The organism is Streptomyces sp. ISL-11 (genome assembly GCF_018614525.1).
GTDB lineage: Bacteria > Actinomycetota > Actinomycetes > Streptomycetales > Streptomycetaceae > Streptomyces.
This window is the reverse complement of record NZ_JAGGOL010000123.1, coordinates 1-21,423: the sequence shown is the minus strand read 5'-3', so window position 1 is coordinate 21,423 and position 21,423 is coordinate 1. Positions and strand designations below refer to the sequence as shown.

Here is a 21,423-nt window from a genome sequence, read left to right as displayed (position 1 = left end):
CGGAGGCGGAGCGCGGGGGCGAGCGGCCGACGGGCAAGGAGAAGACCAGCGACTGGTTCGCGCCGCGCAAGTCCGCGCCGGCGGCGCCCCCGGCGGGCGCCTCCGGTCGCACGGACGGTGCCGCCCCCGCGAGTGCTCCGCCGCCTCCGGCGCAGGGTTCGACGCCGCCGCCCGCGGGTTCCGCTTCGCCGGTGGACGACTGGCCCGTCGGCGCTGGTGCGGGTTCTGGTGCCGGTTCCGCGGGTGGTTCTTCGGTGACGGGTGCGACGTCGTGGCAGGGTGCTGGTGCGTCGGGTCAGCCGGGTGCGCCGGTGGACGACTGGCCGGGTGGTTCCTCGACGACGGCCGCGACTCCGTGGCCGGGTGACGGTTCGGCGAATGGTGCCGGCGCCGGTTCCGCTTCGCCGGTGGACGACTGGCCCGCGAGCACCACCGGAACCACCCCGTGGCAGGGGGCGGCGCCCGCCGCGGGCGCCCCGCAGACCGATGGCTGGCCGGGTGGCCCGTCGGCCGGGTCCTCGACCACGGCCGCGACGCCCTGGCCCGCAGACGCCTCGGCGACGCGTGCCCCGCGCGGTTCCGCTTCGCCGGTGGACGACTGGCCGGCCGGCGCTGGTGCGGGTTCTGGTGCCGGTTCCGCGGGTGGTTCTTCGGTGACGGGTGCGACGTCGTGGCAGGGTGCTGGTGCGTCGGGTCAGCCGGGTGCGCCGGTGGACGACTGGCCGGGTGGCTCCTCGACGACGAGTGCGACTCCGTGGCCGGGTGACGGTTCGGCGAATGGCGCCGGTGCCGGTTCCGCTTCGCCGGTGGACGACTGGCCCGCGAGCACCACCGGGACCACCCCGTGGACCGCCGACGCCCTGGCCACGGGGACGAACCCCGTCGTGCCGGGCACGCCTCAGGTCGGTGTCGTACCACCGCCCGGACAGGGCGGTACCGCGCCGTGGCCGGAGACCGCGGAGAGCACGCAGCAGTTCCCGGCGCCCGCCATGGGCCAGGGGACCGGTTCGCCGTTCCCCGGCGGCGCTCCCGCACAGGGCGCCTTCGCGAACGGGCGTACGGACACCCCGCACGAGGGCATCCCGCGCGTTCCCTCCTCGCAGGGGCCCCGGTCGCCCCAGCAGGCACAGCAGACTCAGCAGAACAAGGCGCCCAAGGGCGGCAAGGGCAAGAAGGGCGGCTCCAAGGCCGCCGCGCCCGCCGGCCGGGGATCCTCCGAGACGCTCGTCAGCGGCGTGCCCGCCGGGCCCGGCCAGAAGGCCGGCCCCGTCGACAGCGGTGCGCCCCGGGTGGCCGTGCCCAAGCCCAAGGTGCCCGCGCCCGGCGCCAAGCCCGCCGCGGCCGCGCCCAAGAGCACGCCCAAGGCCGCGCCCAAGAAGAAGGGCCGCTCGAAGCTCGTCCTGGCCGGCGGCGCGCTCGTCGCGCTGGTCGGCGTCGCCTACGGCGCGGGCCTGCTGCTCGACCACGCCGACGTGCCCAACGGCACCACCGTGCTCGGCGTGGGCATCGGCGGCAGCTCCAAGGAGCAGGCCGTGCAGAAGCTCGACTCCGCGCTCGGCAGCCGCGCGACCGACCCGCTGAAGGTGTCGATCGGCGGCAAGGTGGTGCAGCTCAAGCCGTCCGTGGCCGGGCTGTCCATCGACACGCAGGCCTCGGTGCGCGCCGCGGCCGGCCGTGACTACAACCCGCTCACGGTCATCCCCTCGCTCATCGGCGGCACCCGTACGGCCGAGCCGACCATCACGGCGGACGAGGAGAAGATCGCGGCCGCGCTGAAGACGCTGGCCGGCGAGGCGGGCGCGGCCAAGGAAGGCACGATCAAGTTCGAGCCGGGCAAGGCCGTGGCCGTCTACGGACAGCCGTACGTGGGCCTGGACAGCGACAAGGCCGTCGCGGCCGTCGCCCAGGCGTACCGCGACCGCGCGGCCACGGGTACGGACAAGACCGTCGAACTGCCCAGCGCCAATCAGCAGCCGAAGGTCGACCGGGCCGAGGTCGACCGCATGATGAAGGCGTTCGCCGAGCCGGCCATGTCGGCCCTGGTCACCGTCCAGACCGACCCGGTCCACCGGATCCAGTTCGGTCCGGACCGCTCGCTGCCGAAGATCCTGGCCGTCAAGGAAGTGGACGGCAAGCTCGTCGAGAGCTACAACCTCGAAGCGCTCAAGGAGCTCTACGGCACCGCGTTCGCCGGCGTCACCATCCAGCGCGGTGACGGCAGCAGGACGGCCGTCCAGCCGCAGGACGTCGTCGGTGCCCTCCGCAAGGCGCTGCTCGGCAAGACGCCCGCCGAGCGCGTCGGAGTGATCAAGCTCAGCTGATCGCCGCCGCACGCCCTACCGAGCCCCCGCGCCGCATCCGGCGCGGGGGCTCACATCTGTCACCGGATCCATGACATCTGTCATCGTCAGCACACGACGGCTGACACTGCCCCCGGGCGGACCGGGCCGTGAAGATGGATCCATGACCACCACAGCAAGGAAGTTCACGGGGGACGGGCACCGCACCGCAGCACCCGTGGTCAGTTTCACCAATGTCAGTAAGAGCTATGGCGAGGTGCGCGCCGTCTCGGAGCTGGACCTTCAGCTGTACCCCGGCGAGACCGTCGCCCTGCTCGGCCCGAACGGCGCGGGCAAGTCCTCCACGCTCGACCTCCTCCTGGGCCTGCGCAACGCCGACTCCGGTCGCGTCGAGGTCTTCGGCACCACCCCGCAGCAGGCCATCGTCGGCGGCAAGGTCGGCGCGATGCTCCAGAGCGGCGGCCTGATGGAGGACGTGACGGTCCGTGAGCTGGTGCGGCTCGCCTGCGATCTGCACCCGCGGGCCTATCCGGTCGAGGAGGTGCTGCGCCGGTCCGACCTCGCCGACTTCGCCGACCGCAAGGTCAACAAGCTCTCCGGCGGCCAGGAGCAGCGGGTGCGGTTCGCGCTCGCCACGGCCGGCGCCAATGAGCTCATCGTGCTGGACGAGCCCACCACCGGCATGGACGTCTCGGCCCGGCAGGCGTTCTGGGGTGTGATGCGCGCCCAGGCCCGCGAGGGCCGGGCGATCCTCTTCGCCACGCACTACCTCGAAGAGGCCGACGCGATCGCCGACCGGGTGATCGTCCTGCACCGCGGCCGGGTGCTCGCCGACGGCTCGGCCGCCGAGATCAAGGCCAAGGCCGGCGCCCGGCGGGTCGTCTTCGACCTGGACGGGCACATCGGCGAGGCCGTGCTGCGCGAGCTGCCGCACCTGTCCTCCCTGGAGATATCGGGCCGCACCGTGCGCATCCAGTCGCACGACGCGGACGCGACCGTCCACGCCCTCTACGCCCTCGGTCTCTACCCGCGCAATCTCGAGGTCGCGGGCCTCGGCCTGGAGCAGGCATTCATCGCCATCACCGACGCAGCGACCGCCGAGGAGGCGGCCCGATGAACACTCTGATCAAGCTGGAAATCGCGCGCACCCTGCGCAACAAGAAGTTCATGTTCTTCTCCGTGCTCTACCCGGCGGGCCTCTATCTGCTCATCGCGGGCGGCGCGAGCACCACCGAGATCGTCGAGGGCACGGGGCTGACCCTGCCGCTGCTGATGATGGTCTCCATGGCCTCCTTCGGCGCCATCACCGCCGTCCTCGTCGGCAACAGCGAGCGCATAGCCAAGGAGCGCGAGAAGGGCTGGACGCGCCAGCTGCGGCTGACCGCCCTGCCCGGCCGGGGCTATGTGACGGCGAAGGTCGCCTCGGCCGCCGTCGTCTCGCTGCCCTCGATCCTGGTCGTCTTCGTCGTCGCGGCGGTCGTCAAGGACGTGCGGTTCGACGCGGTGTGGCAGTGGTTCGCGCTGATCGGCGCGATATGGGCGGGCAGCATCGTCTTCGCCGCGCTCGGTGTGGCGGTCGGCTATCTCGCCACGGGTGACGCCGTACGCCCGATCACCTTCATCATCTACTTCGGCCTGTCGATGCTGGGCGGCCTGTGGATGCCGACCACGACCTTCCCGCACTGGCTGCAGAGCGTCGCCGAGTGGGTGCCCACCCACGCCTACGCGGCCCTGGGCCAGGCCATCGAGCAGGGCGGCGCCCCGCACCTGAAGGACGTGGCCGTCCTCGTCGTCTATCTTGTGCTCTTCGCGGGAGCGGCCGCCTGGCTGTACCGCAAGGACACCCGCAAGGCCTGACCCGGCCGGAACCCAGGGAGACACGGCGATGGCCCTACGCGAGCGCGGCCGCCGGCTGTGGCAGGCGGCCTTGGAGGCCGACGACGCCCCGGACGTGGACAACGTCCGCATCGGGGAGCGGCCCGACACCCGACGGCAGATGACGGTCAAGCTGCTGTGGATCGGGATCTGGTTCGCGTATCTGGCCGCGCCCGCCGAGGACGTCCTCGGCGACCATCACACGATCGTGGCCGACGTCCTCGGTGCCCTGGGCCTGCTGGCCTTCGTGGGGTGCTACCTCCTCCTCGTCTTCCGGCACACCTCGCGGCCGATGGAGCGGGGGCGGGTGCTCACCGCGCTCGGCGCGCTGATGGTCATGGCGCTCGTGCTGTCCATGACGCTGGGCGCCGCCTGGCTGGTGCTGTTCGTGTACGTCTGCGTCGGGGTCGGGGCGGTTCTGCCGTTCCGTTTCGCGCGGGTCCTGATCCCGGTGGTCACGGGTGCCCTCGTGCTCGTCGGTGTCGGCACCCCGGACTCCGACGAGCTGCTGCCGGTGCTCGTCATCCCGTCCATGCTCGGCGGCTTCGCGATGGTGGGGGTGCGTCAGATGGCCCGTACGACCCGGGCACTGCGCGAGGCGCGGGCCACCGTCGCCCACCTCGCCGCGAACGAGGAGCGGCTGCGGCTCGCCCGTGACCTGCACGACCTGCTCGGGCACTCCCTGTCGCTCATCACGCTCAAGAGCGAGCTGGCGGGGCGCATGCTGCCGGACCGGCCCGACCAGGCCGCCCAGCAGGTCGCGGACATCGAGCGGGTCAGCCGGCAGGCGCTGGTGGACGTGCGGGAGGCGGTGAGCGGCTTCCGCCGGCCCACCCTGGACGCCGAGCTCGCCGGCGCCCGTACGGCCCTGGCGGCCGCCGGGATCGCCGCGGACCTCGACCGGGCCGCGGTGGCCACTCCCGTCGCCGACCTCCCGCCCGACGAGGAGGGCGCACTGGCGTGGGCGCTGCGCGAGGCCGTGACCAATGTGGTCCGGCACAGCGGGGCGCGCCGCTGCGAGGTGGCGCTCGCGGAGTCGGGGGACGAGCTGTGCCTGACCGTCACCGACAACGGCCGCGGCCCCGAAGGCCCGCACGGCAACGGCCTGACCGGCCTGGCCGAGCGTCTGGCGCTCGCCGACGGCCGGCTGGAGACCGGGCCGGGGCCCCGGGGCGGGTTCCGGTTGCGGGCGTGGGTGCCGCTCTCGCGCCCGGTGCCGGCCGAGGACGGCCCGGCGAATGCGCTGGGCGCACGGTGAAGGGCACGATGAAAGCTCCGTCGCGTGCGGTGCGGGGGGCCGCACGCGACGGCCTACCCTGTCGGGGTGACTGAACAGCCCGGCCCCGCTCAGCCCGACAGCCGACGCGCCATCAGGGTCCTCCTCGCCGAGGACCAGTCGATGGTCCGGGAGGCGCTGGCCGCGCTGCTCGGGCTCGAAGGCGACATCGAGGTCGTCGCCCAGGTCGCCCGGGGCGACGAGGTGCTCGACGCGGCCCGCGCGCACGCGCTCGACGTGGCGCTGCTCGACATCGAGATGCCGGGCATGACGGGCCTCGACGCGGCCGCCCAGCTCCGCCGCGAACTGCCGGGGCTCAAGGTGGTCATCCTCACGACCTTCGGACGGCCGGGCTACCTGCGCCGGGCGATGGAGTCGGGAGCGGAGGCGTTCCTGGTCAAGGACGCCCCCGCCGCGCAGCTCGCGGACGCCCTGCGGCGGGTGCTGCGCGGCGAGCGGGTCATCGACCCCACCCTCGCCGCCGCGGCCCTGGCCGAAGGCGCGAACCCGCTGACCGACCGTGAGCGCGCGGTGCTCGGCGCCTCCGCCGACGGCTCCACCAACGCCGAGCTGGGCCGGGCCCTGCACCTCTCGCACGGCACGGTCCGCAACTACCTCTCCACCGCCATCCAGAAGACCGGCGCCCGCAACCGCGCGGAGGCCGTCCGCATCGCCCGCGACAAGGGCTGGCTCTAGCGGCCCCGCGGCTTCCGCCCGGCCGCCGATCCACCCAGGAGTCCTCCCGCCCGAGCACAGGACCAAGGGCCCTTCGCTCCCCGCCGGCCGACACGCGATCATGGAAGCTGGGTCCGTACGGGTCGGACACCCGGCCGGTTGTCGCACGGCTGTCATATCGCCGTCGTAGGGTCCCTACGAGCGTGACGCGTCATGGGGCGGGTCAAGAAGAGCAGCGAGAAGAGCAGAGGGAGGGGATGCCGCCGTGCACATCAAGCGCGTGCCCGACGGCGGACGCCTCCTGGCCGTCCTGCTGGTCGTCGCGATCGCCGCCCTCGCGGCCCTCGACTGCATGACGGGCGTCCGGCTGCGGCTCGCCCTGGTCGCGAGCGTCATGCCGCTGATCGCCGCCCGCCTGTGCTCCTTCCGCCGCACCGTGGTCGTCGGCTGCGCCTTCGCCGTCGGGCAGGTGGCCGTCCACTGCGTGGTCGTCCCGGACTGGGACACCGCCAGCGCGCTCGTCACCGTCCTCGGGGCGCTGCTCGTCGCCGGCTTCTCCGTGGCGCTGTGCGCGGCCCTCCTGGAGCGCGAGGCCGCGTACGACCGCACCCGGATGGTCGCCGACGCCGTGCAGCGCACCATGCTCCGCGAACTGCCCATCACCGCGGGCCCGCTGCGCGTGGCCGGGTTCTACGTCTCCGCGCAGGAGGGCGCCCGGGTCGGCGGGGACATCTACGAGGTGGTGGAGAGCCCGTACGGGCAGCGCGTCCTGATCGGTGACGTCCAGGGCAAGGGCATGCCGGCCATCGGCGCCGGCCACGCCGTCCTCACCTCCTTCCGGGAGGCCGCCTATCACGAGGCGGAACTGGAGGCCGTCGCAGAGCACATGGAGGGCGCCCTCCTGCGGCACAACAGCGCCCTGTCCCTGACCGGCACGGACGAGCGGTTCGTCACCGCCCTCCTGCTGGAGGTCGGCGGCCCGGCCGCCGGCACCCGCGTCCTGTCCTGCGGGCACATCCCCTACTACGTGATCCGCGGCGACCTCGTCGAGGAACGGCTCCCCGGCCACCCCGGGCTGCCGCTGGGCCTGGGCGGCCTCACCGGCGAGCCGCGGCTGGGCACCGACGCGCCGCCCGACCCGTACGAGTGGGTCGTGCTCTGCACGGACGGCGTCACCGAGGCCCGGGACGCCGACGGCCGCTTCTACCCCCTGCGCGAGCGCCTGACCCACTGGACGCACCTGCGGCCCGCCGAGCTCGCCCGGACGCTCCACGCGGACCTGGAGCACTACACCGGCGGCGAGCTGAGGGACGACGCGGCGGTGCTCATCCTGCGCAACGCCCGCAGCTGCGGCGAGCGCCCCGCCACGATCCCCGCCGAGAGGGTGCCGCTCGGGCGGGAGTGACCGGCGCCGGCCGTCAGTTCAGCATCGCCCGCGCCGCCCGCGCCTGGCGGCGCACGGATTCGGCGACGGCCGGTTCCACCGACTCCAGCACCTCCGCGTACTCCTCCATCTCGTGCGCGCCGCCCACGAAGTCCCCGCGCTCCACCAGCAGCTCCGCCCGCTCGTAGCGCAGCCGCGCCGGATGGGTGGGCAGGAGCAGCGAGAGCTCGACCGCCCACAGCTGGACGTCGCTGCGCTCGGGGCGCGCGGCGGCCCAGGCGCGGATGTTGTTCAGCACCCGCAGCACGATCTCCAGAGTCTCGGCCGGGGAGAACATCGACGGCGCCAGCGGCGTCCCGGTCGCCCCGGCGACCAGCAGCCCGGCGTCCTCGTCGGACAGCGGCCGCCCGCCCTCGAAGGGGTCGGCGAGCAGGTGGCGCCCGAAGGGGTTGCCGAAGCCGACGACGAAGTGGCCGGGCAGCGCCACCCCGTACACCGGAGCCCCCGCCCGCCGGGCGACCTCCATCCACACCACGGACAGCAGGATCGGCAGCCCGCGGCGCCGCCGCAGCACCTCGCCCAGCAGCGACGACTCCAGCCGCCGGTAGTCGACCGGCGAGCCGTGGAAGCCGCACCGCTCGCCGAGCAGCCCTGCGAGGGCCTCGGCCCACTGCCGCGGCTCGGCGTGCCGCCCCAGCGCGGGCAGCAGCCCCGCCAGCCGGTCCAGCTCGATCTGGGCGGCGTCGACCGCGGCCTCGCCCGCCTCCGGGTCCGCCTCGGCGGCGATCAGCAGGCAGAGCAGCGCGAGGTCGGGCCGCTCCTCCCGCGCCGCCTCCGCGAAGCGCCGCCGCCGGCCAGTGGTGTCGTCCATGGCTGCCTCGTACCCGCTCGGGGCGATGGGGACGGACCCATCGCCAATGTCCATGATGCGGTCGCGACTGCGGTCACTGCTGCGGCTCGCGGCGGTAATGGTAGGCGTGGTGCGTGGTGAAGCCGAGCTCGTCGTAGAGCGCCGCGGCGCCGCCGTTGTCCGTCTCCACCTGGAGGTACGCGGCCGAGGCGCCCTCGCTCAGCGCCCGCTCGGCCAGCCCCGTCATGACCAGCGTGGCCAGGCCCTGCCGGCGGTGCGCCGGGCTCACCGTCAGGGCGGCGAACCCCGCCCACCGCCCGTCGACCACGCACCGGCCGATCGCCGCCGGACGGTCCTCGCCCGGTGCGCCGGGCACGGTCGCGAACCACACGGAGGGCCCGCCCGTCAGGACGCCCAGCGCGTCGGCTCCGGAGGCGGACGTCCGCCCGTACACGCGCAGCCACGCCTCGTCAGGCTGCCGGGAGAGCAGCACCCGGCCGGTGTCGGCACCGGTGTCGGCGAGGGGCGCCAGCGCGGCGGCCCGTATCAGGGCATGGCGCTCCTCGGTCCAGCCACGCCCCGCCAGCTCCGCGTCCAGCAGCGCGTCCCGGCCGGCGTCACCGGTGGTGACCTGCACCCTCGCGGGCAGACCGCGCTCGCGGTACCACCGGACGACCCGGTCCAGGGCCTCCGGCAGCGGCAGGCCGGATTCGCCGAGGGGAAGGGCGGAATTGGCCCGGGCGGTGAAGCCGCCCGCCGCGCGCAGGGTCCACTCGCCCAGCCGGGCCGTCTCCCGCGCGGGCCACCCCCGCGCCGCGACCTCCTGGAGCTCGCGCGCGCTCGCGGCGGGCCCGCGGCGCCGGGCCGGGGCCGCCGGCACGACCTTGCCGGCCACCAGAGAGGTCTCCTGGATCTCCACCGTCTCACCGGACCGTCGTGTGATCCGCAGCACACCGTGGTCCCAGGAGGTGAGGACGCCCACCGTGTCCGTGTAGCGCTCGGGAGATCCGCCGGGGTCGTTCAGCCGCCGTACAGATACCCTTTTTCCCACATCAGCGGTACCGATCCGGACTTCCAGCCGTCCGCCCGTGGTGAATTCCACAGCTCTCCTCGCCCCTCTTGTTCGTCAAGTGCCCGGGAACGGAGATACTAGGTGTGGGCATCGACGACGCCGCGCTCCCGCGCGAGATACGCCCTACCGAGGAGGAACGACAGCGTGACCTACGTCATCGCGCAGCCTTGTGTCGACGTGAAGGACAAGGCGTGCATCGAGGAGTGCCCCGTCGACTGCATCTACGAGGGCTCCCGGTCCTTGTACATCCACCCGGACGAATGCGTCGACTGTGGTGCCTGTGAACCGGTCTGCCCGGTCGAGGCCATTTTCTACGAGGACGACACTCCTGAGGAGTGGAAGGACTACTACAAGGCGAACGTCGAGTTCTTCGACGAGCTCGGTTCGCCCGGTGGCGCCTCCAAGCTCGGCCTGATCGAGCGCGACCACCCCTTCATCGCGGCGCTGCCGACCCAGAACGAAAGCCACTGATCTCCGGCTCGGCGCAGCCCCGGCCCCGTACGGCCCAGCGCCGTACGGGGCCGCCGCATGGGGACCGTGCCCGGACGGGACCGCCCGGCGCGGCCGAGACCACCTGACGCAAGAGAGCGAGCGCACTCGTGGGCCCAGTCTCCTCCCGCCTCCCCGCCTTTCCGTGGGACCGGCTCGACCCCTACAAGGCGACGGCCGCCGCCCACCCCGACGGCATCGTCGACCTGTCCGTCGGCACCCCCGTCGACCCCGTCCCGGAGCTGGTCCGGCGCGCGCTCACGGACGCCGCCGACAGCCCCGGCTATCCCACGGTGTGGGGTACGGCCGCGCTGCGCGACGCGCTGACCGGCTGGGCGGAGCGTCGGCTGGGCGCGCGCGGCATGACGCACGCCAACGTCCTGCCGGTCGTCGGCTCCAAGGAGCTGGTGGCCTGGCTGCCGACCCAGCTCGGGCTCGGCGCCGGGGACAAGGTCGCCTACCCGCGGCTGGCCTACCCGACCTACGAGGTCGGCGCGCGGCTCGCGGGCGCGGAACCCGTCGTCTACGACGACCCGACCGAGCTGGACCCGAGCGGCCTGAAGCTGCTGTGGTTGAACTCCCCGTCGAACCCGACGGGCCGGGTGCTGTCGCCGCTGGAGCTGCGCCGTACGGTCGCCTGGGCGCGCGAGCACGGGGTGCTGCTCTTCAGCGACGAGTGCTACCTGGAGCTCGGCTGGGAGGCCGACCCGGTCTCGGTCCTGCACCCGGACATCTGTGGCGGCTCGTACGAGGGCATCGTCGCCGTCCACTCGCTCTCCAAGCGCTCCAACCTGGCCGGCTACCGCGCCGCCTTCATCGCCGGTGACGCCGCCGTCCTGGGCGAGCTGCTGCAGATCCGCAAGCACGGCGGGATGATGGTCGCCGCGCCCGTCCAGGCCGCCACCGTCGCGGCCCTGGGCGACACCGTCCACGTCGCCGAGCAGCGCGAGCGCTACGCCGCCCGCCGGGCCGCGCTGCGCGCCGCCTTCGAGGGCGCGGGCTTCCGGATCGAGCACAGCGAGGCGTCGCTGTATCTCTGGGCCACGCGTGACGAGCCGTGCTGGGACACGGTCGCGGATCTCTCCAAGCGGGGCATTCTCGTCGCGCCGGGTGACTTCTACGGTGCGGCGGGGGAGCGGTTCGTTCGCATCGCCTTCACCGCGAGTGACGAACGCGTCGAGGCGGCGGTCCGTCGCCTGGCCGACCGGTCGTACGCCGTCTAGGGGACGGCGGCAGGACGTGCGAGAGGGCCCGGGATGAACTCCCGGGCCCTCTCGCGCTGCGGTGCCTGAGTCGGTTGGACCGGATCAGCCGCCGATCGGCAGGCCCTTGGTGGGCAGCGAGGGCAGGCCGGCGCCGCCCTTGGGGGCGGCCTTCGCGGTGTCGCCGACGACACCGGCGGCGGAGGCGCCGAGGTCGCCCGCGACCTTCTGGGCGGCCGGGGTGGTGGTCTTGGCGGCCTTGCCGAGCGTGTCCGTGGTGGCGGGCACGGCGGTGTTCACGGCCTTGTGGCCGACCTCGGAGGTCACGGCCCCGGCCTTGTGCGAGGTCGCGTCGATGTTGTTGCCCAGGTTCGCGCCGTCCACCGTGCTCAGCCCGCTCGTCAGCTCGGGGGCCTTGAGGTCCGCGGCGCTCGCCGCTCCGGCCGCACCGATGACGGGGGCCGCACCGGCGGCTACCAGCAGCGCAACGCGGGCGATACGACGCGAAAGGGGGAGGGACATGATGCTCCTTTGACGGAGTTGAGGACGTTGGTCGTCCGGCGACCGGACGCAGTGACTACCGCGTGAATGCCGTGAAGGTTGCGGTGCGCCAAGGTAAAGACTTGGCAATGCATCGCATTATGTGTTTCCCGCCAACCCGGGCAAATACGACAAGCACATGAAGGCTTCGAAAGACCGACGAGCCTTTATTCGCAAGGAATTCGGCGTCGCGGGCGAGTCCCGGCCCGGTGCGAGGAATTCCGCGCCCGAGGCCACCCCGACCCCGCCCCGCGTCCTCCTGACGGGGGGAGGGTCGTACTACTGAACGGTGGTGATCCGGACCTCGTCGGACGTGCCCACGGCCGGCTGCCAGCCGTCCCGGGAGTCCTTCGACGTCCACGCCCGGCCGCCGAACGACACCCGCTCGATCCGCAGCTCGGAGGCGTGGGCCACCGCCCACGACGCCAGCTGCCAGCCCTGCCGTTCCGGGCCGCCGTCGGCCTCCGTCGCCCGCACCGGGACGGTCACCGTGCGTGCCGCCGCACCGACGGCCGTCCCGCTCGCCCCCACCCCGGTGCGGCCCGTCATCGCCGTCGCCGGCGCCATCTCGGTGCCGAACTCGCGCCGCAGCTTCGCCCGCACCGCCGCCGGGTCGCCCGGCCGGCCGTCACCCGGGCTCGTCGTGCAGCTGAAGGACGCCCGGGCCCGGCCCGTGAGCCCCGCCGCCAGCAGCGAGGCGTCCGGCTCGTGCTTGGCGTACGCCTGCGGGAAGCCGCTGCGCTGCACCTTCTGCGCGGCCACCGTCAGCGGCAGCCGCGAGTACCCGGGCACCTCCACCAGGTGGGTGTAGAACTTCCCCGCCGCGTACACGGGATCGGTGATCTGCGCCGCCGTGCCCCAGCCCTGTGTCGGCCGCTGCTGGAACAGACCCAGCGAATCGCGGTCGCCGTGGTGGATGTTGCGCAGCCCCGACTCCTGCATGGCCGTGGCCAGCGCGATCGTCACCGCCCGCTCGGGCAGGCCGCGTCCGGACCCCACGGCCGAGATGGTGGCCGCGTTGACGGCCTGTTCGGGCGAGAGGGAGTACGACTCGCCGTCGGCCCGCACCGTGCAGCGCGGAGCTCCGGGGCCGCCCGTCACCAGCTGGGCGATCCCATATCCGATCAGCGCCAGCAGCACGGCGCAGGCGGCCGCGATGCGCAGCAGTCGGCCACGGTGGGTGACGGAGATGCGGGACATGCGGCCCACGTTACTGGAGAGACCCGTGAATCAGCGGGGCCGACCCCGGCGTGCTGACCGCCCGGTTCCGCCGCGCGCGGGCGAGTTAGAGTCGCCGTCATGGATGACGCCGCACTCGACCTGTCCCTCGACGCCGCCGCCCTCACCGCCCGGCTCGTCGACTTCCCGTCCGAGAGCGGGAGCGAGGGGCCTCTCGCCGATGCCGTGGAATCCGCGCTGCGCGCGCTGCCGCACCTGACGGTCGACCGGTACGGCAACAACGTCGTGGCCAGGACCCGCCTCGACCGCGCCGAGCGCGTCCTGCTGGCCGGGCACATCGACACTGTCCCGATCGCCGGGAACGTCCCCTCCCGCCTGGACGAGGACGGCTTCCTGTGGGGCTGCGGCACCAGCGACATGAAGTCCGGCGTCGCCGTGCAGTTGCGCATCGCCGCGACCGTGCCCGAGCCCAACCGCGACCTGACGTTCGTCTTCTACGACAACGAAGAGGTCGCCGCCCACCTCAACGGCCTCGGCCACGTCGCCGCCGCCCACCCCGACTGGCTCACCGCCGACTTCGCCGTCCTCCTCGAACCCACCGACGCCCAGGTCGAGGGCGGCTGCCAGGGCACCCTTCGGGTACTGCTGCGCACGACCGGCGAGCGCGCCCATTCGGCCCGCAGCTGGATGGGCAGCAACGCCATCCACGCCGCGGCGCCGATCCTGGCGCGGCTGGCCGCGTACGAGCCGCGCCGGCCGGTCATCGACGGGCTGGAGTACCACGAGGGCCTCAACGCCGTCCGGATCGAGGGCGGTGTCGCCGGCAACGTCATCCCCGACGCCTGCACGGTGACCGTCAACTTCCGCTACGCGCCCGACCGCGACGAGCAGGAGGCCCTGGCCCACGTCCGCGAGGTCTTCGCGGACTGCGGGGTCGCCGAGTTCGTCGTCGACGACCACTCGCCCGGCGCGCTGCCCGGCCTGTCCCACCCGGCCGCCGCGGCCTTCATCGAGGCCGTCGGGGCCGTCCCCCGGCCCAAGTTCGGCTGGACGGACGTCTCGCGCTTCAGCGCGCTCGGCGTGCCCGCCGTCAACTACGGTCCGGGCAACCCGCTTCTCGCCCACAAGCGCGACGAGCGGGTGCGCGCCTCGCTGATCACGGACTGCGAGGAGCGGCTGCGGGCCTGGCTCACTCGCTGACCAGGCCCTGTCCGGCGCCGCGTGGGCCTACGCTGAGCAGCAACGATCTGCAGCGGAGGGAGCGCGGAATGGCAAATTCCGATGGGGCCCGCACTCAGCGGGAGCAGCGCCGGGGGCCGGTCGTGCGCCGGCACGGCCAGATGCAGCAGGGCACCACCGACCAGCATCTGCTGGACACCAGAGGGACAGCGGACTGGGTGCACGAGGACCCCTTCCGGGTGATGCGCATCCAGTCCGAGTTCGTCGAGGGCTTCGGCGCGCTCGCCGAACTGCCCCCGGCCATCAGCGTGTTCGGCTCGGCCCGTACGCCCAGGGACTCGCCGGAGTACGAGGCGGGCGTGGCCATCGGGCGCGGCCTCGTCGAGGCGGGCTTCGCGGTCATCACCGGCGGCGGGCCCGGCGCCATGGAGGCCGCCAACAGGGGGGCCTCGGAGGCGGGCGGCGTCTCGGTCGGGCTCGGCATCGAGCTGCCCTTCGAACAGGGGCTCAACTCCTACGTCAACCTCGGGGTGGACTTCCGCTACTTCTTCGTGCGGAAGACGATGTTCGTGAAGTACGCGAGCGGGTTCGTGGTGCTGCCGGGCGGGCTCGGCACGCTCGACGAACTGTTCGAGGCGCTGACGCTCGTGCAGACCAAGAAGGTGACCCGCTTCCCGATCGTGCTCTTCGGCAGCGCGTACTGGCAGGGGCTGGTCGACTGGGTGCGCGATACGCTGATCGCGCAGGGCAAGGCGGGGCCGCACGACCTCCGCCTCTTCCACATCACGGACGACGTGGACGAGGCGATCGGCCTGGTCACGAAGGAAGCGGGGGCGTGAACCCCGCTCCTCAATCGCCGGACGGGCTTGATCACGGCCGGGCTCGGCCGCTTTCAGCCCGTCCGGCGATTGAGGACGATCCCTACGCCGTGTCCGGCGGATCATGTGAGCGGGTGCTGCGGGCCGTTTCGTCCGCACCACCGTTGCGCGGCGGTGTCCTCAAGCTCCCCCAGCTACCGCTGGGGGTGCCCCCAACGGGCTGAAAGCGGCCGAGCTGAGCCCGGCCGAATTAAGCCCGTCCGGCGCTTGAGGACGCGCCCGCAGGGCGCTCGCCGCCGCAGGCGGCAAGGACAGCCCGCGGGTGAAGATTCGCCGGACACCCCCTAGGCGAGCCCGCGGCGGGCGACGGCCGGAGGGCGGTGGCCGGCGATGGAGGCGACCATGTCCAGCACCTGCTTCGTCTCCGCCACTTCGTGCACCCGGTAGACCCGGGCGCCCAGCCACGCGGAGACGGCCGTCGTCGCCAGCGTGCCCAGCAGGCGTTCCTTTACCGGCTTGTCGAGCGTCTCGCCGACGAAGTCCTTGTTCGACAGAGATACGAGCACGGGCCAGCCGGTGGCGGCCATCTCGCCCAGCCGCCGGGTCGCCTCCAGCGAGTGCCGGGTGTTCTTCCCGAAGTCGTGCCCCGGGTCGATCATGATGCCGTCGCGCCGGACGCCGAGCGCGGCGGCCCGCTCGGCCAGGCCCAGCGTCACCCGCAGGATGTCCGCCATCACGTCGTCGTAGGTGGTCCGGTGCGGGCGGGTGCGCGGTTCGACGCCGCCCGCGTGGGTGCACACCAGACCGGCGCCGTGGCGGGCGGCGACCTCGGCCAGTTTCGGGTCGACCCCGCCCCAGGCGTCGTTGAGCAGGTCGGCGCCCGCCTCGCACACGGCCTCGCCGACCTCGTGCCGCCAGGTGTCGACGCTGATCACCACGTCCGGGTGGCGCCTGCGGACCTCGGCCACGAAGCCGACCGTGCGCCGCGCCTCCTCCTCGGCGGTCACCTCCTCGCCGGGGCCGGCCTTCACCCCGCCGATGTCGATGATGGCGGCGCCCTCCGCCACCGCCTGCTCCACCCGGGCGAGCGCGGGCTCGTCCTGGAACGTGGAGCCCCGGTCGTAGAAGGAGTCCGGTGTCCGGTTGACGATCGCCATGATCACCGGCTCGTGAGCGTCGAACTCGCGTCGTCCCAGCCGCAGCATTTCCGTACTCCTTCTCCGTGGTCCGCCAGCGACCTTAACTGTCAGTGGGGCATGGCACGATCGGGGTGGACGGATTGACAGTCCTTACCGACGGAGTACCGGCGCACCGCGCGACGGGGACACCAGGGAGATGGTCGTGTTCTGGTTCTTGCTCATCGCGCTGGTCGTGGTGGTCGCCGCGGTCACGCTCTTCGTCGCCGGCGGAAGCGGCGCCCCGCTGCCCGAGGCGGTGCCGGACCGGATCGCCTGGCCGCCGCCGGCCGACCGGGCCATGGGACGGGCGGATGTGGAGGCGCTGCGGCTGCCGGTCGCCCTGCGCGGCTATCGCATGACCGAGACCGACGACGTCCTGGACCGGCTGGGTGCCGAGCTGGCCGAGCGCGACGCGCGGATCGCCGAGCTGGAGGCGGCCCTCGCCGGCGCGCTGGCCGCGGCCGTCAGCGGCCCCGAGCTGCTGAGGAAGCCGGGGGAGGGGCCCGCCGAGGCGGCGCCCGAGAACCCCGAGGCGCGGGACGGGCGGAACGGCGGTGCGGGCGCGTGAGCGGCGGAGCGATCCCCGGGCCGGACGGGCTGGCGCGCTGTCCGTGGGGCCTGGAGGCGGAGTCCCGGGCCGACTACCGCCGCTACCACGACACCGAGTGGGGCCGGCCGGTGCGCGGCGACGACGCCCTGTACGAGCGGATGTGCCTGGAGGCGTTCCAGTCGGGCCTCTCGTGGCTGACGATCCTGCGCCGCCGCGAGGGCTTCCGTGCCGCCTTCGCCGGTTTCTCCATCGCGAAGGTGGCGGCCTTCACGGCGGAGGACGCCGAGCGACTGCTGGCCGACCCGGGCATCATCCGCAACCGCGCGAAGATCACCGCCGCGATCGGCAACGCCAAGGTGGCGGCGGAGTGGGCGCCCGGTGACCTGGACGCGCTCATCTGGTCGTACGCCCCCGACCCGGCCGGCCGCCGCGCCCCGCGCACGGCGGCGGACGTTCCCGCGACGACCCCCGAGTCCATAGCCCTGGCCAAGGAGCTCAAGAAGCGTGGTTTCCGCTTCGTCGGGCCGACCACGGCCTACGCCTTGATGCAGGCGTGCGGCCTGGTCGACGACCATGTGGCGGACTGCCACGTGCGGCGGGGCTGCCGGCCGCCGGGCGCTGATCAGCGGCCCACGTAGCGCGGCTTCTCCTTCTTGAGGAAGGCGTCGACCGCGATGCGGTGGTCCTCCGAGGCTCCGGCGCGCGTCTGGAGCTCGTCCTCCCGGGCCAGGGCGTCGGTCAGGGAGTGGTCCGCCGCGTAGGCCAGCGACTCCTTGATCGCCGCGTAGGCGACGGTCGGGCCCTCGGCGAGCCGGCGGGCCACGGCCTCCGCCTCGGCGGCCAGCTCCGCGGTCGGCACCACCTTGTTCGCGATGCCCAGCTCGTACGCCTCCTGGGCGCTCACATTGCGCGGGAAGAGCAGCAGGTCGGCGGCGCGGCCGCGGCCGATGAGGCGGGGCAGCGTCCAGGAGACGCCCGAGTCGGCGGTGAGGGCCACCCCGGCGAAGGAGGTGTTGAAGGCGGCCGTGTCGGCGACCACGCGGTAGTCCGCGGCGAAGGCGAACCCGGCGCCGGCGCCCGCCGCGACGCCGTTGACCCCGGCCACGACCGGCTTGGGCATCTCGGCGATCGCGGTGACGACGGGGTTGTAGTGCTCCTTGACGGTGCTCATCACGTTGCCGGCCCCGCCGAGCAGCTCGACGTGCTCCTTGAGGTCCTGCCCGACGCAGAAGGCCCGTCCGGTGGCCGTCAGCAGGACGGCGCGTACGTCCTCGTCCGCGCCGGCGTCCCGCAGCGCGTCCCGGAGGGCGATCTTCGTCGCGGTGTTCAGCGCGTTCATCGCGTCGGGACGATTCAGCGTGATCGTCGCCAGTCCGTCCTTGACCTCGTACAGCACGGTGTCGGCCATGGTGCCGCTCCCTCCCTGGTCGGCCGCCCGCAGCGGCAGCCGTCAGCGCTCAGCATGCCGGAGATCACCGGGAGCGGATATGTGACCTGCGTCAAAGAATTCGGCCTCTGCAGCGGCGTGGGGGTGGCGCAGTATCGCAGTCCGATCGCCGAATTGAGTGGTTTTGCGCGATCGCGTTGCCGAAGGGATGCGGACCGATGTTGGTCATCGGGTCACGCGATGCGGGATAATGGCCTGGAAGCAATGTGTTCGATGCCGGTGACACCTGGGTTGTCGGCTGCGATGAGCTGGTTTCAGGAAGGGGAACGAGCATGGCGGCCATGAAGCCGCGGACGGGCGATGGCCCGCTCGAGGTGACCAAGGAGGGGCGGGGCATCGTCATGCGGGTTCCGCTCGAAGGCGGCGGTCGACTCGTCGTCGAGCTGACGCCGGATGAGGCCGAGGCCCTCGGAGACGCCCTGAAGAAGGTTGTCGGCTGACGCACCGGCCCGCAATTTTCCCACTGCCCCGGCAGTCGGCTCACGCCGGCTCCGGGGCGGTGGTGTATCCGGGGTGCGGACCGCGACCCCGCGGACCGGGCCGGGTGCTCCCGCGCCCCGCGAACGCCCCGGGGAGGGTCAGCCGCGCCGGGCCGCGCACAGCAGCCCGTCGCCGACCGGCAGCAGCGAGGGCAGCAGCACCGTGGACTCGCGGACCGCCCGCAGCAGCTCGCGCAGGCGCTGCACCTCGGCGGGCTGCACGGCGGAGTCCACCGTGCGCCCGTCGGCGAAGACGCCCTCGAAACAGACGAGCCCGCCGGGCCGCAGCAGGCGCAACGATTCGGCTAGGTAGTCGAGGCACTCCAGCCGGTCGCCGTCGCAGAAGACCAGGTCGTACCCGCCGTCGGCGAGGCGCGGCAGCACCTCCAGCGCGCGGCCGGGGATGAAGCGGGCGCGGTTGCCGGCGAAGCCCGCGGCGCGGAACGCCTGACGGGCGAACTGCTGGCACTCCGGGTCGCTGTCCACGGTCGTCAGCACACCGTCGGGGCGCATGCCGTGCAGGAGGTGGATGCCGGAGACGCCGGTGCCCGTGCCGATCTCGGCCACCGCCTTGGCGTCCACCGCCGCGGCGAGCAGGCGCAGCGCGGCGCCGGTGCCGGACGACACCGAGCGGAGGCCTGCCTCGTGAGCCCGGTCCCGGGCCCAGCGCAGTGCCTCGTCCTCGGCGACGAACGCATCGGCGAACGCCCAGCTCGTCTGCCGGTTGCCGGTAATGGTCCTCTCCTGTCCCCGTAGTCGACGCACCCGTGACTGTATCCGCTGACCACGGGAACCCGCAGATGGGACCGCGCGTTGAGGAAGAACGGAGGGCGGTCCGTGGATTCTCGGGACCAAGACCAAATGAAGGTCAAAATTCCTTATCCGGAGCTAACGGGCGGGATGGATATGGTAGGGGCTCTACTGGACACCACCAGAGCCGACAGGGGAGGTGCGGCTGCGGCCGGAGACCGTCGGGGAGTGCTGAGGCGCCTTCGCGGGTCCGCCGGCGAGCCGAAATCCGTGACCAAGACCGCTGACGCCCGCAAAGCCGACTCCGCACAGACCGCGACTTTCGCCACCGATGCGGATGCGCAGGCGTGGACTCCCCCCACCTGGGAGGAGATCGTCAGCACGCACAGTGCCCGGGTCTACCGACTGGCCTATCGCCTCACCGGCAATCAGCACGACGCCGAGGACCTCACCCAGGAGGTGTTCGTGCGCGTCTTCCGGTCGCTGTCCACGTACACCCCGGGCACCTTCGAGGGGTGGCTGCACCGCATCACCACCAACCTCTTCCTCGACATGGTCCGGCGTCGTCAGCGGATCCGCTTCGACGCCCTCGGCGACGACGCGGCCGAGCGGCTCCCCAGCCGTGAGCCCTCCCCCCAGCAGCACTTCAACGACACCCACTTCGACGCGGACGTCCAGCAGGCCCTGGACACCCTCGCCCCGGAGTTCCGCGCCGCGGTCGTCCTGTGCGACATCGAGGGCCTGTCCTACGAGGAGATCGCCGCGACGCTCGGCGTGAAGCTCGGCACCGTCCGCAGCCGGATCCACCGCGGCCGCTCCCACCTGCGCAAGGCGCTCCAGCACCGCTCGCCCGCCGCCCGGGCCGAGCAGCGCGCCGTGGCGGGCGTGGCCTCCGGCGTTCCTCTTGGTGGGGAGGTAGGGATCGCGTGAGCGGTTCAGGCGGTCAGTCCCCCGCCGAGCACCATCTCGGCGACCGCCTCGCGGCCCTGGTCGACGGGGAGTTGGGACACGATTCCCGGGAGCGGGTGCTGGCGCACCTCGCGACCTGTTGGAAGTGCAAAGCGGAAGCCGACGCCCAGCGCCGGCTCAAGAGCGTATTCGCCGAGTCGGCGCTCCCGCCGCTCTCCGACGCGCTCTTGGCGCGCCTTCAGGGGCTGCCCGCCAGGGGCCCGGACGGCGACGGGGAGGGCGCCGGGGGCCAGGACGGCCCGGACGGCCGGCAGGGCCCCGGAGGGCCGGGAAAAGGCGGCTTCGACGCCCGGGCGGAGGCGTTCGCGATGTTCCCGGCCGTCACCGCCCGGCACCGTGACGGCGGCTTCCGTATCCATGACGTGCCCGACACCGCCCGGAGCGGCTCGCGGGGGCGCCGCTTCGCCTTCGCGGCGGCCGGCGCCGTCTCCCTGGCCGCGTTCGCGCTCGGTGGCGCCCAGCCGCTCGGCGCGGTCGTGGAGTCGCCGGGCGCGCGTGCCGAGGACCCCCGCTCGTCGTCCACCCCGACGGTGATGAGCGGCGGCGGCCTTACGGACACCAGCCTGCCGCTGGGGTTCACCGCCGCCACCCGGGACGCGCCGCGCGCCCCCGGTGCGCCGCCGGAGCCGCCCGCGCGGGGCGTCTCCCTGCTGCGCCCCGCCGTGGCGCCCCCGCTCGCCCCGCTGCTGAGCGCCGCCTTCCCGGCTCCGGGTGCGTCGGCCGCCGGTGGCACGCGCTGACACCTTCCTGACGGACCTGGTTCAATTCCAGGTGGGCCACGGATCCCTCGGGCGATTCCGTGCGCCCTCCGGCGAACGGTGGGGAGAACATGGACGAGGGGAAGGCGCGGGCCCAGGAGACCGGGCCGCGGTGGTGGAGCCGACCGCGGCACCCTTCACCCGACGCGGCGGAGGCGGGCACTCCGGCTCCTCGGGACGCGGCACCCGCGGCCGAGCCGGCCGCCCCGGTGCCGCTGCACGCCCCCGACCCGTACGGCACGCCTCCGTACGGGCGTCCGGGCCCCTGGGCGCCCGCACCGCCGGTCCAGCGTCCGGTCACCCCGGCGCACGGCACGTACCTTCCCCCGGGCCCGCCCCCGCACCCCGGCGCGACCCCTTCGTACGGGACGCCCCTCCCGCCGCCGGTGCCCATGACACCGCCCGCCGGCACCCCGCTCCCGCCCGCCGCGCAGCACGCGCCGCACGGCGGTG

Annotated in this window: 22 protein-coding genes and 1 pseudogene; 16 read left to right on the top strand and 7 right to left on the bottom strand. The window is 73.4% G+C overall.

From position 1 onward, the window contains the following. The first annotated feature begins 806 nt into the window (after nucleotides 1-806). From J7E86_RS23445 to J7E86_RS23420, 6 genes are all read left to right on the top strand, one after another. Nucleotides 807-2,321 (top strand): hypothetical protein, encoded by a 1,515-nt coding sequence (locus tag J7E86_RS23445; RefSeq protein ID WP_215083884.1) that lies wholly within the window; start codon nucleotides 807-809, stop codon nucleotides 2,319-2,321. Nucleotides 2,322-2,463: 142 nt separating this feature from the next. After that, nucleotides 2,464-3,417, top strand: a complete 954-nt coding sequence (locus tag J7E86_RS23440; RefSeq protein ID WP_215083882.1) for an ABC transporter ATP-binding protein — start codon at nucleotides 2,464-2,466, stop codon at nucleotides 3,415-3,417. After that, a complete protein-coding gene (locus J7E86_RS23435; protein ID WP_215083881.1) occupies nucleotides 3,414-4,157 on the top strand; it encodes an ABC transporter permease in 744 nt (247 codons plus the stop codon). The genes J7E86_RS23440 and J7E86_RS23435 overlap by 4 nt, the downstream gene beginning before the upstream one ends. A 139-nt stretch (nucleotides 4,158-4,296) precedes the next feature. After that, the gene (locus J7E86_RS23430; protein ID WP_251019566.1) at nucleotides 4,297-5,433 is read left to right on the top strand and encodes a sensor histidine kinase; all 1,137 of its coding nucleotides are present in this window, start codon (nucleotides 4,297-4,299) and stop codon (nucleotides 5,431-5,433) included. A 66-nt stretch (nucleotides 5,434-5,499) separates the two neighbouring features. Then, nucleotides 5,500-6,147, top strand: coding sequence for a response regulator transcription factor (locus J7E86_RS23425; RefSeq protein ID WP_374223849.1), 648 nt, complete (start codon nucleotides 5,500-5,502; stop codon nucleotides 6,145-6,147). A 244-nt stretch (nucleotides 6,148-6,391) separates the two neighbouring features. Further along, nucleotides 6,392-7,531 (top strand): PP2C family protein-serine/threonine phosphatase, encoded by a 1,140-nt coding sequence (locus J7E86_RS23420; RefSeq protein WP_308312698.1) that lies wholly within the window; start codon nucleotides 6,392-6,394, stop codon nucleotides 7,529-7,531. 13 nt (nucleotides 7,532-7,544) lie between these two features. On the opposite strand, the gene J7E86_RS23415 is transcribed toward J7E86_RS23420, so the two are convergent. Then, nucleotides 7,545-8,381, bottom strand: coding sequence for a transglutaminase-like domain-containing protein (locus J7E86_RS23415; protein WP_215083878.1), 837 nt, complete (start codon nucleotides 8,379-8,381; stop codon nucleotides 7,545-7,547). 73 nt (nucleotides 8,382-8,454) lie between these two features. Further along, nucleotides 8,455-9,462, bottom strand: a complete 1,008-nt coding sequence (locus tag J7E86_RS23410; RefSeq protein WP_215083877.1) for a GNAT family N-acetyltransferase — start codon at nucleotides 9,460-9,462, stop codon at nucleotides 8,455-8,457. A gap of 114 nt (nucleotides 9,463-9,576) precedes the next feature. Here J7E86_RS23410 and fdxA point away from each other — a divergent pair, with 114 nt between their 5' ends. Further along, nucleotides 9,577-9,903 carry a ferredoxin gene (fdxA, locus tag J7E86_RS23405; RefSeq protein ID WP_215083876.1) on the top strand — a complete coding sequence of 109 codons (327 nt, stop codon included), beginning with the start codon at nucleotides 9,577-9,579 and terminating at the stop codon, nucleotides 9,901-9,903. A gap of 128 nt (nucleotides 9,904-10,031) precedes the next feature. Next, the gene (dapC, locus tag J7E86_RS23400) at nucleotides 10,032-11,144 is read left to right on the top strand and encodes a succinyldiaminopimelate transaminase (RefSeq protein WP_215083875.1); all 1,113 of its coding nucleotides are present in this window, start codon (nucleotides 10,032-10,034) and stop codon (nucleotides 11,142-11,144) included. An 84-nt stretch (nucleotides 11,145-11,228) separates the two neighbouring features. On the opposite strand, the gene J7E86_RS23395 is transcribed toward dapC, so the two are convergent. Next, nucleotides 11,229-11,645, bottom strand: coding sequence for an ATP-binding protein (locus J7E86_RS23395; protein ID WP_215083873.1), 417 nt, complete (start codon nucleotides 11,643-11,645; stop codon nucleotides 11,229-11,231). Between the two features lie 297 nt (nucleotides 11,646-11,942). Next, nucleotides 11,943-12,863, bottom strand: a complete 921-nt coding sequence (locus J7E86_RS23390) for a hypothetical protein (RefSeq protein WP_215083870.1) — start codon at nucleotides 12,861-12,863, stop codon at nucleotides 11,943-11,945. Between the two features lie 99 nt (nucleotides 12,864-12,962). Between J7E86_RS23390 and dapE the strand changes: the two genes are divergently transcribed. Then, entirely contained in the window at nucleotides 12,963-14,042 is a 1,080-nt protein-coding gene (gene dapE / locus J7E86_RS23385; RefSeq protein WP_215083868.1) for a succinyl-diaminopimelate desuccinylase, read from the top strand. A 68-nt stretch (nucleotides 14,043-14,110) separates the two neighbouring features. Beyond that, on the top strand, nucleotides 14,111-14,860 hold the full coding sequence (locus J7E86_RS23380; protein WP_215083865.1) for a TIGR00730 family Rossman fold protein: 750 nt from the start codon (nucleotides 14,111-14,113) through the stop codon (nucleotides 14,858-14,860). Nucleotides 14,861-15,183: 323 nt separating this feature from the next. Here the strand turns inward: J7E86_RS23380 and folP are convergent, their stop codons facing one another. Further along, a complete protein-coding gene (folP, locus tag J7E86_RS23375; protein ID WP_215083863.1) occupies nucleotides 15,184-16,044 on the bottom strand; it encodes a dihydropteroate synthase in 861 nt (286 codons plus the stop codon). Between the two features lie 136 nt (nucleotides 16,045-16,180). Here folP and J7E86_RS23370 point away from each other — a divergent pair, with 136 nt between their 5' ends. Beyond that, on the top strand, nucleotides 16,181-16,585 hold the full coding sequence (locus J7E86_RS23370) for a DivIVA domain-containing protein (RefSeq protein WP_215083861.1): 405 nt from the start codon (nucleotides 16,181-16,183) through the stop codon (nucleotides 16,583-16,585). Next, on the top strand, nucleotides 16,582-17,205 hold the full coding sequence (locus tag J7E86_RS23365) for a DNA-3-methyladenine glycosylase I (protein WP_215083844.1): 624 nt from the start codon (nucleotides 16,582-16,584) through the stop codon (nucleotides 17,203-17,205). The genes J7E86_RS23370 and J7E86_RS23365 overlap by 4 nt, the downstream gene beginning before the upstream one ends. On the opposite strand, the gene J7E86_RS23360 is transcribed toward J7E86_RS23365, so the two are convergent. Further along, nucleotides 17,190-17,975, bottom strand: coding sequence for an enoyl-CoA hydratase/isomerase family protein (locus J7E86_RS23360; RefSeq protein WP_215083842.1), 786 nt, complete (start codon nucleotides 17,973-17,975; stop codon nucleotides 17,190-17,192). The genes J7E86_RS23365 and J7E86_RS23360 overlap by 16 nt on opposite strands. Nucleotides 17,976-18,286: 311 nt before the next feature. Here J7E86_RS23360 and J7E86_RS23355 point away from each other — a divergent pair, with 311 nt between their 5' ends. Then, nucleotides 18,287-18,454 carry a DUF3117 domain-containing protein gene (locus J7E86_RS23355; RefSeq protein ID WP_009997451.1) on the top strand — a complete coding sequence of 56 codons (168 nt, stop codon included), beginning with the start codon at nucleotides 18,287-18,289 and terminating at the stop codon, nucleotides 18,452-18,454. A 138-nt stretch (nucleotides 18,455-18,592) separates the two neighbouring features. Here J7E86_RS23355 and J7E86_RS23350 read toward each other — a convergent pair whose 3' ends face one another. Beyond that, nucleotides 18,593-19,258 (bottom strand): class I SAM-dependent methyltransferase, encoded by a 666-nt coding sequence (locus J7E86_RS23350; protein ID WP_215083840.1) that lies wholly within the window; start codon nucleotides 19,256-19,258, stop codon nucleotides 18,593-18,595. Nucleotides 19,259-19,399: 141 nt separating this feature from the next. On the opposite strand from J7E86_RS23350, the gene sigE reads away from it, so the two are divergent. The 3 genes and pseudogenes from sigE to J7E86_RS31310 form a co-directional block, all read left to right on the top strand. Beyond that, the gene (sigE, locus tag J7E86_RS23345; protein ID WP_215083838.1) at nucleotides 19,400-20,173 is read left to right on the top strand and encodes an RNA polymerase sigma factor SigE; all 774 of its coding nucleotides are present in this window, start codon (nucleotides 19,400-19,402) and stop codon (nucleotides 20,171-20,173) included. Further along, complete coding sequence (locus J7E86_RS23340; RefSeq protein WP_308312697.1) at nucleotides 20,170-20,952, top strand: zf-HC2 domain-containing protein; 783 nt, start codon at nucleotides 20,170-20,172, stop codon at nucleotides 20,950-20,952. Before sigE ends, J7E86_RS23340 begins: the two co-directional genes overlap by 4 nt. 89 nt (nucleotides 20,953-21,041) lie before the next feature. Beyond that, nucleotides 21,042-21,423, top strand: a pseudogene (locus J7E86_RS31310) (protease); the annotation flags it as partial.